General features: G+C 65.1%; 13 protein-coding genes. 7 read left to right on the forward strand and 6 right to left on the reverse strand.

The genetic code is table 11. The features are described 5' to 3' along the window. Nucleotides 1-125: 125 nt before the first annotated feature. Nucleotides 126-2,867: a methionine synthase gene (gene metH, locus PCA20602_RS09280; RefSeq protein WP_150720959.1), complete on the reverse strand. Its 2,742-nt coding sequence runs from the start codon at nt 2,865-2,867 to the stop codon at nt 126-128. 99 nt (nt 2,868-2,966) lie between these two features. After that, complete coding sequence (locus PCA20602_RS09285) at nt 2,967-4,067, reverse strand: homocysteine S-methyltransferase family protein (RefSeq protein ID WP_174980925.1); 1,101 nt, start codon at nt 4,065-4,067, stop codon at nt 2,967-2,969. 145 nt (nt 4,068-4,212) lie between these two features. Between PCA20602_RS09285 and PCA20602_RS09290 the strand changes: the two genes are divergently transcribed. Further along, entirely contained in the window at nt 4,213-4,605 is a 393-nt protein-coding gene (locus PCA20602_RS09290) for a rhodanese-like domain-containing protein (RefSeq protein WP_150720960.1), read from the forward strand. A 173-nt stretch (nt 4,606-4,778) separates the two neighbouring features. Here the strand turns inward: PCA20602_RS09290 and PCA20602_RS09295 are convergent, their stop codons facing one another. The 4 genes from PCA20602_RS09295 to PCA20602_RS09310 form a co-directional block, all read right to left on the reverse strand. Beyond that, nucleotides 4,779-5,036, reverse strand: a complete 258-nt coding sequence (locus PCA20602_RS09295) for a BTH_I0359 family protein (protein WP_069343189.1) — start codon at nt 5,034-5,036, stop codon at nt 4,779-4,781. A 193-nt stretch (nt 5,037-5,229) separates the two neighbouring features. After that, complete coding sequence (locus PCA20602_RS09300) at nt 5,230-6,024, reverse strand: alpha/beta fold hydrolase (protein ID WP_150720961.1); 795 nt, start codon at nt 6,022-6,024, stop codon at nt 5,230-5,232. A gap of 288 nt (nt 6,025-6,312) precedes the next feature. Then, on the reverse strand, nt 6,313-7,350 hold the full coding sequence (locus PCA20602_RS09305) for a DUF3108 domain-containing protein (protein WP_150720962.1): 1,038 nt from the start codon (nt 7,348-7,350) through the stop codon (nt 6,313-6,315). 348 nt (nt 7,351-7,698) lie between these two features. Further along, nucleotides 7,699-8,595: an IclR family transcriptional regulator gene (locus PCA20602_RS09310; RefSeq protein WP_150720963.1), complete on the reverse strand. Its 897-nt coding sequence runs from the start codon at nt 8,593-8,595 to the stop codon at nt 7,699-7,701. Nucleotides 8,596-8,765: 170 nt separating this feature from the next. On the opposite strand from PCA20602_RS09310, the gene PCA20602_RS09315 reads away from it, so the two are divergent. From PCA20602_RS09315 to PCA20602_RS09340, 6 genes are all read left to right on the forward strand, one after another. Beyond that, nucleotides 8,766-9,752, forward strand: coding sequence for a fumarylacetoacetate hydrolase family protein (locus tag PCA20602_RS09315; protein ID WP_150720964.1), 987 nt, complete (start codon nt 8,766-8,768; stop codon nt 9,750-9,752). Between the two features lie 376 nt (nt 9,753-10,128). Continuing rightward, complete coding sequence (locus tag PCA20602_RS09320; protein ID WP_069344692.1) at nt 10,129-11,283, forward strand: ABC transporter substrate-binding protein; 1,155 nt, start codon at nt 10,129-10,131, stop codon at nt 11,281-11,283. A gap of 147 nt (nt 11,284-11,430) precedes the next feature. Next, on the forward strand, nt 11,431-12,252 hold the full coding sequence (locus tag PCA20602_RS09325; RefSeq protein WP_150720965.1) for an enoyl-CoA hydratase/isomerase family protein: 822 nt from the start codon (nt 11,431-11,433) through the stop codon (nt 12,250-12,252). Between the two features lie 188 nt (nt 12,253-12,440). Then, complete coding sequence (locus PCA20602_RS09330) at nt 12,441-13,421, forward strand: PhaM family polyhydroxyalkanoate granule multifunctional regulatory protein (protein ID WP_150720966.1); 981 nt, start codon at nt 12,441-12,443, stop codon at nt 13,419-13,421. 215 nt (nt 13,422-13,636) lie between these two features. Beyond that, nucleotides 13,637-14,926, forward strand: a complete 1,290-nt coding sequence (locus PCA20602_RS09335) for a patatin-like phospholipase family protein (RefSeq protein ID WP_150720967.1) — start codon at nt 13,637-13,639, stop codon at nt 14,924-14,926. A gap of 107 nt (nt 14,927-15,033) precedes the next feature. After that, the gene (locus PCA20602_RS09340) at nt 15,034-15,894 is read left to right on the forward strand and encodes an AraC family transcriptional regulator (RefSeq protein WP_150720968.1); all 861 of its coding nucleotides are present in this window, start codon (nt 15,034-15,036) and stop codon (nt 15,892-15,894) included.

Below are 15,894 nucleotides of genomic sequence, written 5' to 3' on the forward strand. Positions count from 1 at the left end.
GACAGGAGCCTGCGGTCATGTTGCGCCGCCGCATTATGGCACCGGGATTTGACGGGGGGAAGGTGTGCTGCGGGGAGGGCGGGGCGACGTGTTGTTTTTCGTCGCCCCGGTAGCGATGACGAGGATTACGACAGTTGCGGGGCCAGCAGACGGCGCGCCGTGGCTTCGTCCACGCCGGTACGCTCCATGAAGTCCTCGACCTGATCGGGGCCGATCTTGCCTAGCGTGAAGTACGTGCTGTCCGGATGCGACAGGTAGAAGCCCGAGACGCTGGCGGCCGGCAGCATGGCCATCGATTCCGTCACGCTCATGCCGACGTCGTGCGCTTGCAGGTAGTGGAACATCGGGCCCTTGACCGAGTGCTCCGGGCAGGCGGGATAGCCGGGGGCCGGGCGAATGCCGACGTACTTCTCCTTGATGAGCGCGTCGTTGTCGAGCTGCTCGTCGGCCGCGTAGCCCCAGAAGTCACGGCGCACACGTGCGTGCATGCACTCGGCGAAGGCTTCGGCCAGACGGTCGGCCAGCGCCTTGAGCATGATGGCGCTGTAGTCGTCGTGTGTGGCGAGGAAGCCGGCTTCCTTCGCGTCCACGCCGAGCCCTGCCGTCACGGCGAACACGCCGATGTAGTCGGCCACGCCGCTGTCCTTGGGGGCGATGAAGTCGGCCAGCGAGCGGTTCGGGCGACGCACGCCGTCCACCACCGGGCGTTCGCTCTGCTGACGCAGGTTGTGCCACGTGAACGCGACTTCCGAGCGCGACTCGTCGGTGTAGATCTCGATGTCGTCGTCGTTCACCACGTTCGCCGGAAGCATCGCGATCACGGCGTTGGCCGTCAGCCAGCGGCCCTTGATCAGCCGATCGAGCATGGCCTTGCCGTCCTCGAACACGCGCCGGGCCGAGTCGCCGACGATCTCGTCGGTGAGGATCGCCGGGTACGGTCCGGCGAGGTCCCACGTCTGGAAGAATGGACCCCAGTCGATGTAGTCCGCGAGTTCGGCCAGATCGTAGTTCTTGAACAGGCGCCGTCCGATGAACTTCGGCTTCGGCGGCACGTAGCTCGACCAGTCGACCTTGAACTTGTTCTCGCGCGCGGTGGCGAGCGACACCATCGGCGTGGCCTTGCGGTTCGCATGCTGTGCGCGCACGCGGTCGTAATCCGTCTTCACCTCGTCGAGGTAGCGCTCGGCGGCGTCGTCGGAGAGCAGGTTCGAGGCGACCGAGACGGAGCGCGAGGCGTCCGGCACGTAGATGACCGGGCCTTCGTAGTGCGGCGCGATCTTCACGGCGGTGTGCACGCGCGAGGTCGTGGCGCCGCCGATGAGCAGCGGAATGTTGCGCAGACGGAAGTAGTCGTCGCGCTGCATTTCCGATGCCACGTAGGCCATCTCTTCCAGGCTCGGCGTGATGAGTCCCGACAGGCCGATGATGTCTGCGCCTTCTTCCTTCGCCTTGGCGAGGATCTCGGCGCACGGCACCATCACGCCCATGTTGACGACTTCGAAGTTATTGCACTGAAGCACCACGGTGACGATGTTCTTGCCGATGTCGTGCACGTCGCCCTTGACCGTGGCGATCACGATCTTGCCCTTGGAGCGCACGTCCTCGCCGGCAGCGGCCATGCGCGCCTTCTCTTCCTCGATGAACGGCACGAGGTGCGCCACGGCCTGCTTCATCACGCGCGCGCTCTTCACGACCTGCGGCAGGAACATCTTGCCTGCGCCGAACAGGTCGCCCACGACGTTCATGCCGTCCATGAGCGGGCCTTCGATGACCTGAATCGGGCGACCGCCCGCATCGGCGATCTTCTGGCGCACTTCCTCGGTGTCTTCGACGATGAAGGTCGTGATGCCGTGCACCAGCGCATGCGCGAGACGCGCTTCGACCGGCTGATTGCGCCACTCCAGATTCTCTTCGCGCTTGGCGGCGCCGCCCTTGAAGCGGTCGGCGATCTCCAGCAGACGCTCGGTGCTGTCCTCGCGACGGTTGAGCACCACGTCTTCCACACGCTCACGCAGTTCCGGGTCGAGGTTCTCGTACACGCCGAGCTGACCGGCGTTGACGATGCCCATGTCCATGCCCGCCTGAATCGCGTGGTACAGGAACACGGTGTGAATCGCTTCGCGCACGAGATCGTTGCCGCGGAACGAGAAGGAGACGTTCGACACGCCGCCGCTGATCTTCGCGCCGGGCAGGTTCTGCTTGATCCAGCGCGTGGCGTTGATGAAGTCGACGGCGTAGTTGTTGTGTTCTTCGATGCCGGTGGCGACTGCGAAGATGTTCGGATCGAAGATGATGTCTTCGGGCGGGAAGCCCACTTCGTCGACCAGCACGCGATAGCTACGCTCGCAGATTTCGGTCTTGCGCTGGTAGGTGTCGGCCTGTCCCTGTTCGTCGAACGCCATGACCACCGCCGCCGCGCCGTAGCGGCGAATGCGCTTGGCGTGGTGCACGAAGGCATCCTTGCCTTCCTTGAGCGAGATCGAGTTGACGATCGCCTTGCCCTGCACGCACTTCAGACCGGCTTCGATCACTTCCCACTTCGACGAGTCGATCATGATCGGCACGCGGGCGATGTCCGGCTCCGAGGCGATCAGGTTCATGAAGCGAACCATCGCGGCCTTGGAGTCGAGCATGGCCTCGTCCATGTTGATGTCGATGACCTGCGCGCCGTTCTCGACCTGCTGGCGGGCGACCGCGAGCGCTTCGTCGAACTGGCCGTTCAGGATCATGCGTGCGAACGCTTTCGAGCCGGTGACGTTGGTACGCTCGCCGACGTTCACGAAAAGCGTGCCCGCGCCGATGTTGAAAGGCTCGAGGCCGGACAGGCGCATCGGCTGGACCGACGGTTCGACAGACGTTTGACTCATGGGGCAATCCGTTCAGTGGTTAGTGCATCGTGCGGACGAGGGGTGATGCGTCGCGCCTATACGTCGCTTCGTCGCTGCGTAGCTGCGTCGCCTCGTCGCTTATGCGTCCTCGTCATTGCGATACTGCGACGGCCAGCGACGCGGCTTCACGTCCGAGAGCGCCTTGGCGATCTCGGCGATGTGCTCGGGCGTCGTCCCGCAGCAGCCGCCGGCCAGATTCACGAGACCGGCCTGTGCGAACTCCCTGAGCAGGCCGGACGTCACGTCGGGCGTTTCGTCGAAGCCGGTGTCGCTCATCGGGTTGGGCAGGCCGGCGTTCGGGTAGACCGACACGTAGGTGTTGCACAGCTTGGCCAGCTCGGCGATGTACGGGCGCATGAGCGTCGCGCCGAGCGCGCAGTTCAGGCCGAAGGTGAGCGGACGTGCGTGACGCAGCGAGTTCCAGAACGCTTCCACGGTCTGGCCCGACAGAATGCGCCCCGAGGCGTCCGTCACCGTGCCGGAAATCATGATCGGCAGGATCTCGCCGGTGTCCTCGAACAGTTCGTCGATGGCGAAGAGCGCGGCCTTGGCGTTGAGCGTGTCGAAGATCGTCTCGACCAGGAACAGGTCCACGCCGCCTTCCATGAGCGACTTCGCCTGCGCGTAGTACGCGTCGCGCAACTGGTCGAAGTCGACGTTGCGTGCGCCGGGGTCGTTCACGTCCGGGCTGATGCTCGCGGTCTTGGGCGTCGGGCCGACGGCGCCGGCGGCAAAACGGGGCTTGTCCGGGGTGCTGAACGCGGCGCACGCTTCACGGGCCAGACGCGCCGACTCGCGGTTCATCTCGTCGGCCAGATCTTCCATGTGGTAATCGGCCTGCGCGATCGTCGTCGCCCCGAAGGTGTTCGTCTCGATGATGTCGGCGCCGGCAGCCAGATACTGACGGTGGATTTCACTGATGACGTCCGGGCGGGTGAGCGAGAGCAGCTCGTTGTTGCCCTTGACGTCGTGCGCGAAGTCGGCGAAACGCGCGCCGCGGTACTGTGCTTCGTCCAGCTTGTACCGCTGAATCATCGTTCCCATGGCGCCGTCCAGGATCAGGATGCGCTGTTCGAGCAGCGCAGGCAGGGTCTGACCGCGCGTGTATGGCAGTGCATTCGGCAGTGCATTCGAAGCGGCAGGCCGTGCGCTTGCGGCGGATGGGGTTGCGGTGCTCATGACGGACGTCGCCTTGGAGTGGCCGGAAAACCTATAATTGTAATGGTTTTCGCGAATGCCGCCCGCGCGCCGACGCCCGAGAACGGGGCTGTCGGGACGCTCGCAGGGCGGTGTCATCCAACTTTCCCGAAGTTTTGTCGACGAAATGGAATTCCTGCTCCCGAGCGCCGCTCACAAGTTCCTGCAAGCCAATGCCAACGCGCTGTTCGTGGATTGCCGCAGCGAGATGGAACACCTGTTCGTCGGCCATCCGGTCGGCGCCATCCACGTGGCGTGGAACGACGGCCCGGACTGGGAGATCAACCCGCACTTCGTGCAGAGCGTGCGCAAGCTGGCCGGGGCCGGAGGTGAGCGTCCCGTCATGCTCATCTGCCGCAGCGGCAACCGCAGCATGGCGGCGGGCGAGGCGCTCGAGGCGGCGGGCTTTGTGAATGTCTACGGGGTGCTGCACGGCTTCGAGGGCGATCTGGACGCCACCCATCACCGCAATGCCGTCAACGGCTGGCGTTTCGATGGGTTGCCATGGCAGCAATGCTGAGCCGGCGTCCTGCCGACGCCCGGCAAGCCTGATAAGCCTGATAAGCCTGATAAGCCTGGAAGGCCTGAAAAGCCTGACATGAGGTCAGGCGTACGGCCGGATTCCCATCTCATGAAAAAACCCTCGCCGAGGCGAGGGTTTTTCGTGTGGCTGCACCGCGTGGGTGACGGCTTTCAATGGAGCACAACCGGGTTCGTCATGAAGTTATCGAACTGACCGAGGAATTCGTCGACTTCGTCCTCGGAAGGTTCGGTGGCAATCAACTTCTGCACTTCTTCACGGAATTGCCGGGCAAGCGAGCCGTCGAGGAAAATCTCACGGCCTGCGGTCTTGTCCACGATTTCATAGCCACCGGCGGACAGCGAATGATTGCCGTTATCGGCGGCAAACTCCACGACACAGTAATTCGGGCTGTTGTAAATCATGAGCATGGCAACTCTCCTGGTGTTCCTGCATGGTCCTTGGTAACCCACATAGGGGCGACGCGGCGCGATTTCAAGAGGCATTGCCCCATGATTCGCTTATCGGCACACCGGCTGACGAATTCAATGGTTTTGGCCCTCCATTTATCAAAGGTTCCGCAACAAGTCCCGCAAGTTCCTCATTTCCACCATTTTGCAGGTTTCAGACGTTAGATGCGGCCCCTGCCAAAAATGTTGCAAGGGCTTTGGTTACGAACTGTTTCTGCTCGACAATCGACAGGTGCGCGGCGTCAGGCACGATCTCCAACTGGGCCCCGGCGATCCCGTCGGCGATGCGTCGTGCCACGGCGGGCGGCGTCGAGGGATCGTTCTCGCCCACGAGCACCAGCGTCGGCGCTTCGATTTCCGGCAAACGATTTCGCACATCGAACGCTGCCAGGGCTTCGCACGCGGCCGCAAAGCCTTCCGGATCGGCATGCGCCACCAGCGCGCGAATGCGTTCGGCCGTCTCGGGATGATGTTTGCGAAAACGCTCGCCCAGCCAGCGTTCCAGCGTGCCGGCGGCGAGTTCCTTCATGCCGTGGGCACGGGCTTTCGCGGCGCGCTCGAGGAAGAGTTCCGTGTCGGCGTCGTCGTAACCGGACGTGGTGTCGATCAGCGTGAGGCTGGCAATGCGCTCCGGGGCGTCCAGCGCGACCTGCTGGGCGACGGCGCCGCCCATCGAAATGCCGACGAAGTGGGTACTCGGGATTTCCAGCGAACTGAGCAGGGCGGTCGCGTCGACGGCCAGTTGTCCGATGGAATAGGGGCCGCGCGTCACGTCGCTGCGGCCGTGGCCCCGACTGTCATAACGCAAGACCCGGAAGTGGGTCGCCAGCTCGGGCACCAGATCGTCCCATACGGTGAGATCGGCCCCCAACGGATGCGCGAGCGTCAGCCACGGTCCGTGACCCTCCACCGCATAATGAATCGATGCTCCGTTGGCGCTGACTTTCATGGGAGGCCCCCTGGTATCGTCACTACGTTGCGAGGTGATGTCGTCGGGCGTCGATGCGTCGAAAATGCGGTCAGGATGATTCTGATTATGTCAGGAAGATCAGGATCCTGCTGAGCGTTTCGTAGTAGTTGGGCAACACTTCGCCGCGCACCCGCATCACAGCGGTATCGCTCGAAATTCTAAGGAATCGAAGGGGATTTCTCAGGGGCGGAAAACCGTGCGTGCCGTAGGGGTTGGGGCGGTTCAGACGGGTTGAGTCACCTCAGCTCCCGTTGCGTCCTGGCCCGCTCACTGTGCCGATTTCTCGGTAAAGATCAGCTCGAATTCGGTGCCCGACGGCTCCGTCTGCCTGACGCGCACCGGCAACCAGTCGAGCGACGGTGCCAGCCAGATATCCACACGCCGTTCATCGCCCGATTTGCGCGGCAGACGGGTGAAGTGACGCGTCTCCACATAGCCCGTCGGCGTTCTCATCGTCTCGCTGCCGACGTACTGCACAGGCCACACTTCGCTGCTGTCCGTGTCGACCACCGTGAACTCGTGCGTCACGCCCACTTGTGTGTAGCGCTCGGGATTGCCTCTCGCGTAACCGGCCAGTTGCATCATCACGCTGAAGCGGTCCTGTGCGCCGGGGGCGAGGGGCACGGTTTGCCCGGAGCGCGAGAAATGCAGCGTGGACAGTGTGGGGGAAGCGTCGCGATGGAAGTCGGTGATGTATTCGGCGCGGCGTCCGCGCTTTTCCACATAACGGGACGGTGCAATGCCGTTGACGTCGTAACCGCCCTCGCTGATGAACTCGAACGTGCCGAAAAAGATGATCGGCACCGAGATGCGCAACTGGTAGTGCCCGTTGTCGTTCACCCAATGCAGTTGGCCGGTCTGGTTGCGCACGCCGTTCATGAGCGCGTCGTACGTCAGGGTGACGGAGGGCGGCGGGTCGAACTTGTCGCCGTTGGCGGCTGCCGCAGTGAGCGGGATGCTCGGCGGTGCGGCGGCGGCGGACGCGTTCGCGCCGGTCGTATCACCTGCGCCTGCCGCCGTTTCCGACGCTGCCAGCGGCCCGGGCGTGTCGGTCGCCACCGGCGCGGCGAGCGTGTCGGGCGGGGCTTCGACCGGTGGTGTCGGCTGGGGCGGGCGTGGCTTGACCACCGGCTTGGGCGGTGGTGGTGCGGGCGGCGCTGGCGGCGGTGGAGGCGCGACCGGCTTGAGCGGGATGAGCGTAATCGGAATGCTCGGAATCGGCGTGTCGTCGAGCATCGTGCGATGGCTGGCGACCCAAAGTGCGATGAGCAGATGAACGACGAAAACCGCCGCCAATACGCCCATCCACAGTCCCCAACGTCGGCGCGGGCCCCTTGGGCCTTTCGGTAATTTCGGTGGTTGCCGCCCCTTCGAACCCTTCGACGCCTTTGACCCCGTCGGCGCGAGCGACGTTTGCGCCGAATCCCCGGACGCGTCAGGGCCGACCGGGTTCGGCGTCACGTCGGCATCGGCGTGGCGAGAGGTGTTGGAAGAGCTGGGCGGGCGCGAAGACACGAGAATCGATGAGTCGGGACGTCAGAGCGTCAGGATCGCACATTGAGATGAACTCGGTTCGACAGCGCCCGTTCGGCCGCGTTCGCGGCGCGTCTTCCAGCGTATTCCCGCGTCGTGTCGGGTGCCGCAGCGCTTCACTCAACGCCGGTTCCCGGGGGCGTGCGCATGCCCGAGGTCGGCCGACAGGTTTTGGGCGAGTGTGCGCAGCGCCGTGTCGATCGGACCGCCCCAGCTCGCATCGAAGCGGCTTTCGGGACCGAGTGCCATGAGGCCCATCACGAGTTGTCCCGTCGCATCGAACACGGGCATGCAGAAGGCGTTGACGGATGGGAGCACCGTGCCCTCGACCCGCGACGCCCGGTGGGCGCGCACGTCGTCGAGCACGGCATCGTACTGCGCGCGTGTGGCGGGCAGATGGTGACGCGACGCATGCTGAAGATCGGCCAGCGCCGCATCGATGAGCGGCGCCGTCTGGCGCGCGGGGAGATAAGCCGCGAACAGGCGTCCGGCGGCGGATTCGAGCATGGGCATGACGTCGCCCAGCCGCAGCGGCACGCGCATCGGGAAGGTCGATTCGAGCCAATGCACCACGGTCGGTCCCTGATTGCCCCACACGGCGATGCCGACCGTCTGATCGATGGCGTCGCGCAGTTCGGTCAGGGCGAAGCGGGCGGCCTTGAAGGCGTCAATCCGTGCGAGGTGTGCGAGCCCCATGCGGAGCGTGAACGGGCCGAGGTCGTAACGTCCGCTCACGGGGTCCTGCACGATGAGCCCGAGCCGCTGGAAGCTCACGAGATAACGGTGCGCCTTGGCGGGGTTCATGCCGGCAGCGTGCGCGAGGTCGCGCAGCATCATCGCGTTCGACGCTTCGGTCAGCACTTCGATCAGACGAAAGCCGACTTCAATGGACTGGATGCCCGAACGGGTTTTCTCCTCGTCGGGCGCGGCGGCATTGCCCTCGTCGCTCTCATTGCGGGGGGCGCGATCTTGACCGCTGTCGCGATCCGTCGTGTTGTCGTGTTCAGGCGCTGTCATGTGTCTCTGTCATTGTTATCGTGGCCGCCCGATCTTCCCGACCGTCGCCGGCGATGCCCTCGGGTAGAATCCTCGGCTTCAAGCGTCATTCTATCGGGCCTCGTGCCCGAGACACGACTTGTCCGATTCCTCCGGTCCGAACCCCGAACCCGCTCGCAGACTCCATTGCCATGAAACTCGCTACCCGTAAGGACGGCACCCGCGACGGCCAGTTGATCGTCGTCTCGCGCGACCTGTCGACCGCCTGCATTGCCGACGCCATCGCCCCCACGCTGCAACGCGTGCTCGACGACTGGACGTTCTACGCGCCGCAACTGCACTCGCTCTACACCGAGCTGAACCATGGCCGTGCGCGCAACACGTTCGCGTTCGACCCTGCCGAATGCATGGCGCCGCTGCCGCGTGCGTATCAATGGGCGGACGGCTCGGCCTATGTGAATCACGTCGAGTTGGTGCGCCGCGCCCGTGGCGCCGAAATGCCGCCCGAGTTCTGGACCGATCCGCTCATGTATCAGGGCGGCAGCGACGACTTCATCGGACCGACGGACGACATCGTCTGCGCGTCGGAAGACTTCGGCATCGACTTCGAAGCCGAGGTCGCGGTCGTGACGTCCGACGTGCCGATGGGGGCGAGCCCGGCGCGTGCGCTCGAAGGCGTGCGTCTGCTGATGCTGGTCAACGACGTGAGCCTGCGCAACCTGATTCCGGCGGAACTGGCCAAGGGCTTTGGTTTCTTTCAGAGCAAGCCGGCGAGTGCGTTCTCGCCGGTGGCCGTTACGCCCGACGAGTTGGGCGACGCGTGGCGCGAGGGCCGCGTGCATCGACCGCTCACGGTGAAGTGGAACGACAGGAAGTTCGGCGCACCGGAGTGCGGCGAGGACATGGTGTTCGACTTCGGGCAACTGGTGGCGCACGTGTGCAAGACGCGCAACGCGCGTGCCGGGACCATCGTCGGCTCGGGCACGATTTCGAACAAGGACCGCAGCCGGGGCAGCGCCTGTATCGCAGAGAAGCGCATGCTGGAGACCATCGAGAAGGGCGCGCCGGAGACCGCCTTCATGCGCTACGGCGACCGGGTGCGAATCGAGATGTTCGACGCGCAGGGCAAGACGATCTTCGGCGCCATCGATCAGGCGGTTGCCCCGCTGGACGAGTAAGCGACGGCGTTTGATTGGCCTCGTCGCCCACGCGGCTCGTCATCGGCTGTGTCGGTCTGACGTCGGTCTTGTGTCGCTTCATGTGATCGATGTGTGCCGACGCGGCCGCACGTCCGACCGCCCGGACGGGAAAATGAACCGGGCCGAACGCCGCGTCCGGTAAGGCTTTGCGGGGTGTCAGGGGGTAACGTCATAGGGTGAACCCGGATATGGCGGGGAATTCTGGCTCCGCTATTCTTTGTCTCCTTGAGTCGATGCGCCTGCCTGGCAGGTTCGCGCACCGGCCCTAACTTTCGCCAGCGCGGCGCGCGGTGTCCGTCCCGAGACACCGGCGTCAGAGAACAACACCAGCGCCGGCCAGACCAGGAGATTTTCCATGCGAAACCCCGTGCGCACTGCCCTGCTGGGTGCGATGTTGCTGGCGTTGGCCGGCGGCGCTGCCGCTCAGGTCAAGATTGGCGTGAGCATCTCGCTCACCGGCCCCGCCGCTTCGCTCGGCCTTCCCGCGCGCGACACGATCAGCATGCTGCCGAAGGAAATCGGCGGCGAGAAGGTCGACTACATCGTGCTGGACGACGCGTCCGACACCACGACCGCCGTTCAGAACACCAAGAAGCTCATCTCCGAGAACCACGTCGACGCCATCATCGGCTCGTCGATCACGCCGAACACGCTGGCGATGCTCGACGTGATCGCTGCCGGCACCACGCCGACGATCTCGCTCGCTTCGTCCGCGCGCATCATCGAGCCGGTCGACGCCAAGCGCTACTGGATGTTCAAGACCCCGCAGACCGACGCGCAGATGGCCTCCGCCATCGCCGAGCATGCGAGCCGTCACGGCGTGAAGACGATGGCCTTCATCGGTCAGGGCGACGCGCTGGGCGAAGCCTTCTACGAAGAAGTCGCCAAATTCGCCGCCCTGCACAAGATCAAGATGGTCGCGAGCGAGCGCTTCGCCCGTACGGACCCGAGCGTGACCGGCCAGATCCTCAAGATCATGGCGCAGAACCCGGATGCTGTCGTCGTGGGTGCCGCGGGCACGCCGGCCGCGCTGCCGCCGAAGGCGCTCGCCGAGCGCGGCTACAAGGGCCTCGTGTATCACAACCACGGCGTGGGCAATAACGACTTCCTGCGCGTGTGCGGCAAGGATTGCAACAACACGTACCTGCCTGCCAGCCCGGTGCTCGTCGCGTCGCAACTGCCGAACGATCATCCGGCCAAGGCCGTGGCGCTCGACTACATCAAGAAGTTCGACGCCAAGTACGGCGCCGGCAAAGTGGCCGCCTTCGGCTCGTATGCCTGGGACGCTGGCATTCTGCTCCAGCGTGCGATTCCGATCGCGCTCAAGAGCAATGCCAAGCCGGGCACGCCGGAATTCCGCAAGGCCCTGCGCGACGCGCTGGAAACGAGCAAGGATGTCCACGTCTCGAACGGCGTGGTCAACATGAGCCCGACCGATCACCTCGGCCTCGACCAGCGCGCCCGCGTGATGGTGAAGATCGAGAACGGCAAGTGGGTGATTGCGCCGTAATGTCGATGACGCCCCTCTGAATGCGAGACGGTACGAGACGATACCGGCCGCTCGCATCGACCTGTTGACCGTCGGCGGCGCTGGCCTGTGTCGGTGCCGCTGTTCCATCCCCGCCTGTGCGGGGATATTTTTTTGGAGCGGTAAGCCATGTCGCAAGACCCGTATCAACACTATCAGTCGCTGCAATTCAAGCGGCATCCGAACGGCGTGCTCGAACTCATCATGGGCGCGGGCGCGAACAAGAGCGGTCTGTCGACGGCCGACCACCGCATGCATCAGGAGCTGGCCGACGTGTGGCGCGACATCGACCGCGACGCCGAAACGCGTGCCGTCGTGATCCGTGGCGAAGGCAAGGGTTTCTCCGGCGGCGGCGATCTGTCGCTCGTGGAAGACATGGCCGACGATTTCGCTGTGCGCGCCCGTGTCTGGCGCGAAGCGCGCGACCTCGTCTACAACGTGATCAATTGCAGCAAGCCCATCGTCTCGGCGATGCACGGCCCGGCCGTCGGCGCAGGACTGGTGGCGGGCCTGCTCGCAGACATCTCGATCGCGGCGAAGACGGCGCGCATCATCGACGGGCATACGCGTCTCGGTGTGGCGGCTGGCGATCACGCCGCCATCGTCTGGCCGCTGCTGTGCGGTATGGCCAAGGCGAAGTACTACCTTCTGCTGTGCGAGCCGGTGACGGGCGAGGAGGCCGAGCGCATCGGCCTCGTGTCGCTCACGGTCGACGAGGCGGACCTGCTGCCCAAGGCATTCGAAGTCGCCGACAAGCTCGCGCGCGGCTCGACGACGGCGATTCGCTGGACGAAGTACGCGCTCAACAACTGGCTGCGCAGTGCGGGGCCGTCGTTCGATGCGTCGCTGGCGCTCGAATTCATGGGCTTCGCCGGCCCGGACGTGCGCGAAGGCATCGCCTCCTTGCGAGAACGCCGTGCGCCGGACTTCGGCGGGGACGCACCTTTCTGAGGGCGTCTTTCCGTCCCTTTCGGTGGCCGCCTGTGTGCAGTCCCTGCTGCCGCTCGGGACGCCCCTGTCGACCGTCCCTTTTTGACACACCACTGGCGCACGCTCGGCGTATGATCGATAGTCATACCTCCCCGTGCGCCTGGCTTGGCCGGCAAGCCGTGCGTCCCCGACCGTGACTGGAGATCGTAATGAGCGATTCGACGAGTGCCATGCCGAACGGCTTCGACATTCTCAAGAAGATGTGGGAGGCCTTCAGCCCGCCCGCGACTTTCACCTCGCCGCTGACGCAACTGATGCAGAGCGCCGCGCCGTTGCTCGATCCCAACGAAATCGAGAACCGTATCGCCGAGATGCGTGCCGTCGAACAGTGGCTCACGCTAAATCTGAACGTGCTGCGCTCGACCATTCAGGCGTTCGAAGTGCAGCGCGCGACGTACGCCACGCTGCGCGCCTTCGGCACGGGCAGCTTCGGCGCGACGGGTACGACAGGGGCCGCGGGCGCATCGGACGCCGGTACTGCCGACACGAGCGATAGCAGCGCGTCGAACTTCTGGCGCTCGCCGTTCGCCACGCCGGAACCGGCGCAGGACGTCGAACCCGCGCCCGAGGCGTCGGCGAGCGAGGCTGAACCGGATGCACCGCCGGAGATGGACGCCGCGCCGGACAGTGAACCGCAGGGTGCAGGTGCTTCGTCGTCGCCGTTCGCTCAGGCGAGCAGCGCTTATGGCGCGCTCGATCCGTCGATGTGGTTCAACGCGATGCGGGCGCAATTCGACCAGATCGCCGCCGCCGCGCAAGCCGCGGGTGTTTCGGCCGCTCAGATGACGGAAGCCGCAGCGGCCCAGATGTCCGAAGCGGCCACCAAGGCGACGCATGCGGCGAGCGGCGCAGCGAAGGCCGCGGCGGGAGCGTCGTCGACCGCTGGCAAAGCCGCCGGAAAGACGGGCGCCGCCGCGAAGAAGCCCGCAACGAAAACGGCTGGCAAGACCGCCGCAAAGCGTGCGCCGGCCAGCAAGAAGACGCCCGCGAAATCGGCGGCCGTGAAGACGTCTGCCAAGACATCGACGAAAACCGCCACCGGGACGTCGGCAAAGGCAACGGACAAAGCCACGGACAAGGTGGCCAGGGCGCCGTCCGCGACGGGCAAGCAAACCGCCTGGAAGTGGTAAGCCTCGTCGGGCAGCGAGGGTCGCCAATGATCGTTGACGATGGTCTTAAGCCCGGCGAATCACCGAACAGGCGAATCGACGGATACGCAGGATCGCAAGGACGGAGAAGGGATAGTTTCACGGGGAGACGACAGCGGCGTTGACGGCGAGATCCGTCGGCATACGCGGCTGACGCGACACAAAGCACAACGAGAGCGAAGGCAGGAGGAGGCCCCATGATCTCAGGCGAACGTACCGGTCTCGTCCTGATGGGCGGCGGCGCACGCGCTGCGTATCAGGTCGGCGTGCTCGCAGCGATTGCCGCCATTCAGCGCGAGGTCCTGCCGTCGCGGCGAGCGATTCCGTTTCCTGTGGTGTGCGGCACCTCGGCTGGCGCCATCAATGCCGCAGCGCTCGCGTCGCACGCCGACGATTTTCAGCACGGTGTGATGAAGCTCGACGCTGTCTGGCGACAGTTCCACGCGGGGCAGGTGTTCCGCGCCGACTCTCTCGGCATGGCCGGGACCGGCGCGCGCTGGCTCGCCGCCCTGTCGCTGGGCTGGGCGTTGCGCCGATCGCCGCGCTCGCTGTTCGACTGGTCGCCGCTCGCCGGCATGCTGCGTCAGGCGATCCGTCTCGACCGGCTGCCGGAAGTTTTCGCTTCCGGCGCGCTCGAAGCGTTGTCGGTCACTGCGCTGTCGTATTCGTCCGGCAAACACGTTACCTTCTATCAAAGCGCCGAGCCGATTCAGGCATGGAAGCGTTCGCTGCGGCTGGCACGTGCGGTGCCGTTGACCGTGGAGCATTTGCTGGCGTCGAGCGCGATTCCGTTCCTGTTTCCCGCCATCGAACTCGATCTGGACGGACAACCGGAGTACTTCGGCGATGGCTCGATGCGGCAGATCGCGCCGCTCAGTCCGCCGATCCATCTTGGCGCGACGCGGGTGCTCATCATCGGCGCCTCGCATGGGCAGTACGGGCTGGACAGCAGCGGCGAGCGCATCGGCGGCTATCCGAGCCTCGCGCAGATCGGCGGTCAGGCGCTGGCCAGTGTGTTCATCGACGGCTTGTCGGCGGATCTGGAACGCTTGCAGCACATCAACAACGTGCTGCGTTACGTGCCCGAGGCGCAGCGCGAGTCGAGCGGGTGGCGTCCCATCGACACGCTGCTGATTTCGCCGAGCCAACGGCTGGAGCCGATTGCCGCACGTCACCTGAAACAGTTGCCGCGCGCGGTGCGCACGATGCTCGGCGCCATCGGGGCCGACGCCGAACGCGGTGCGGCCTTTGCGAGCTACCTGCTGTTCGAGTCGTCTTACACGCAGGAGCTCATCGCGCTGGGCGAGGCCGACGCCTATGCGCAGCGCGACGCGCTTGCCGCCTGGCTCGTGGCCGAAGCGGATGGCACCAGCCCGCTCGACGACGTCGAGGCCGGTGCGGTCGGCGGAGCCGAGCCGCCCGCGAACTCGCCGCTGTCGATCGATCCGGATGAGGCGGTCGCCGATACCGGAAAGCCTGCGGCGTAGGACGCGTTGCGTTTCCTCAGATCGGCGCGCATCGGGTTACGTCGTTGCCGCCACTTGCCTTGCCGGACATCCCGTTCGAATCGTTGTCGTTATTGAATTCAGTGCTAATGCCGAAGCCCTCACACGCCGCTGCCGCCCATATCGACTGCCCGTATCCGTCGACCTTCTGGCGTGATCCGTCGCTCCCGTTCCTTGAAGCCCGAGAGGTACTCGACGGACGTCGCGTGTGCTACGCGCTGCACAGCCATGAGACGTTCTCCATCGGCGCGGTGACGGGCGGGCGCAGCACCTACCTCAATGGGCGGGCGCGGGAGACCGTGGGACGCGGCAGTGTGGTCGTGATGAACCCCGACGCCGTGCACGCCTGCAATCCCATCGGGGACGAAGCCTGGGCCTATCGAATGCTGTTCGTCGATACGACGTGGTTGCGTGATTTGCAGCGCGAACTCGGGTTCGGGCACGGGCAGGATCTGCACCTCTTCGATCCAATGTCCTCAACCGATCCGGCGCTCTACGACGGGCTGAACCGGCTCTACGACGTTTGCACCGATGCGTCGCGCGACCGGCTGGAGCGCGAGAGCGTCGTGCAACAGTTCTTTATCGACGTGCACGAGCGACTGAACCCAGCGCCTAAGCCGATGCGGGACGATTCGCACAAGCTCGGCCGCGCGGCAGATTTCATCCGGGCCCATTGCTGCGAAGCGCTCACGCTCGCGCAGATTTGCGATGCAGCAGGGCTTTCGGCGTCGTACCTCACGCGAGCGTTTCGCGCGCAGTACGGCCTCACGCCGCACGCGTTTGTCATGAATCAGCGCATTCAGTACGCGCGGGCGCGGTTGCGTCGCGGACATGCAATTGCCGAGGTGGCGCTCGATGCAGGCTTCGCCGATCAGGCGCACTTTCAGCGGACCTTCAAGCAACTGCTGGCCGCGACGCCCGGGCATTACCGCGACACGCGTGCGGCATGA

Origin of the sequence: Pandoraea capi, assembly GCF_902459735.1 — a bacterium.
Lineage (GTDB): Bacteria > Pseudomonadota > Gammaproteobacteria > Burkholderiales > Burkholderiaceae > Pandoraea > Pandoraea capi.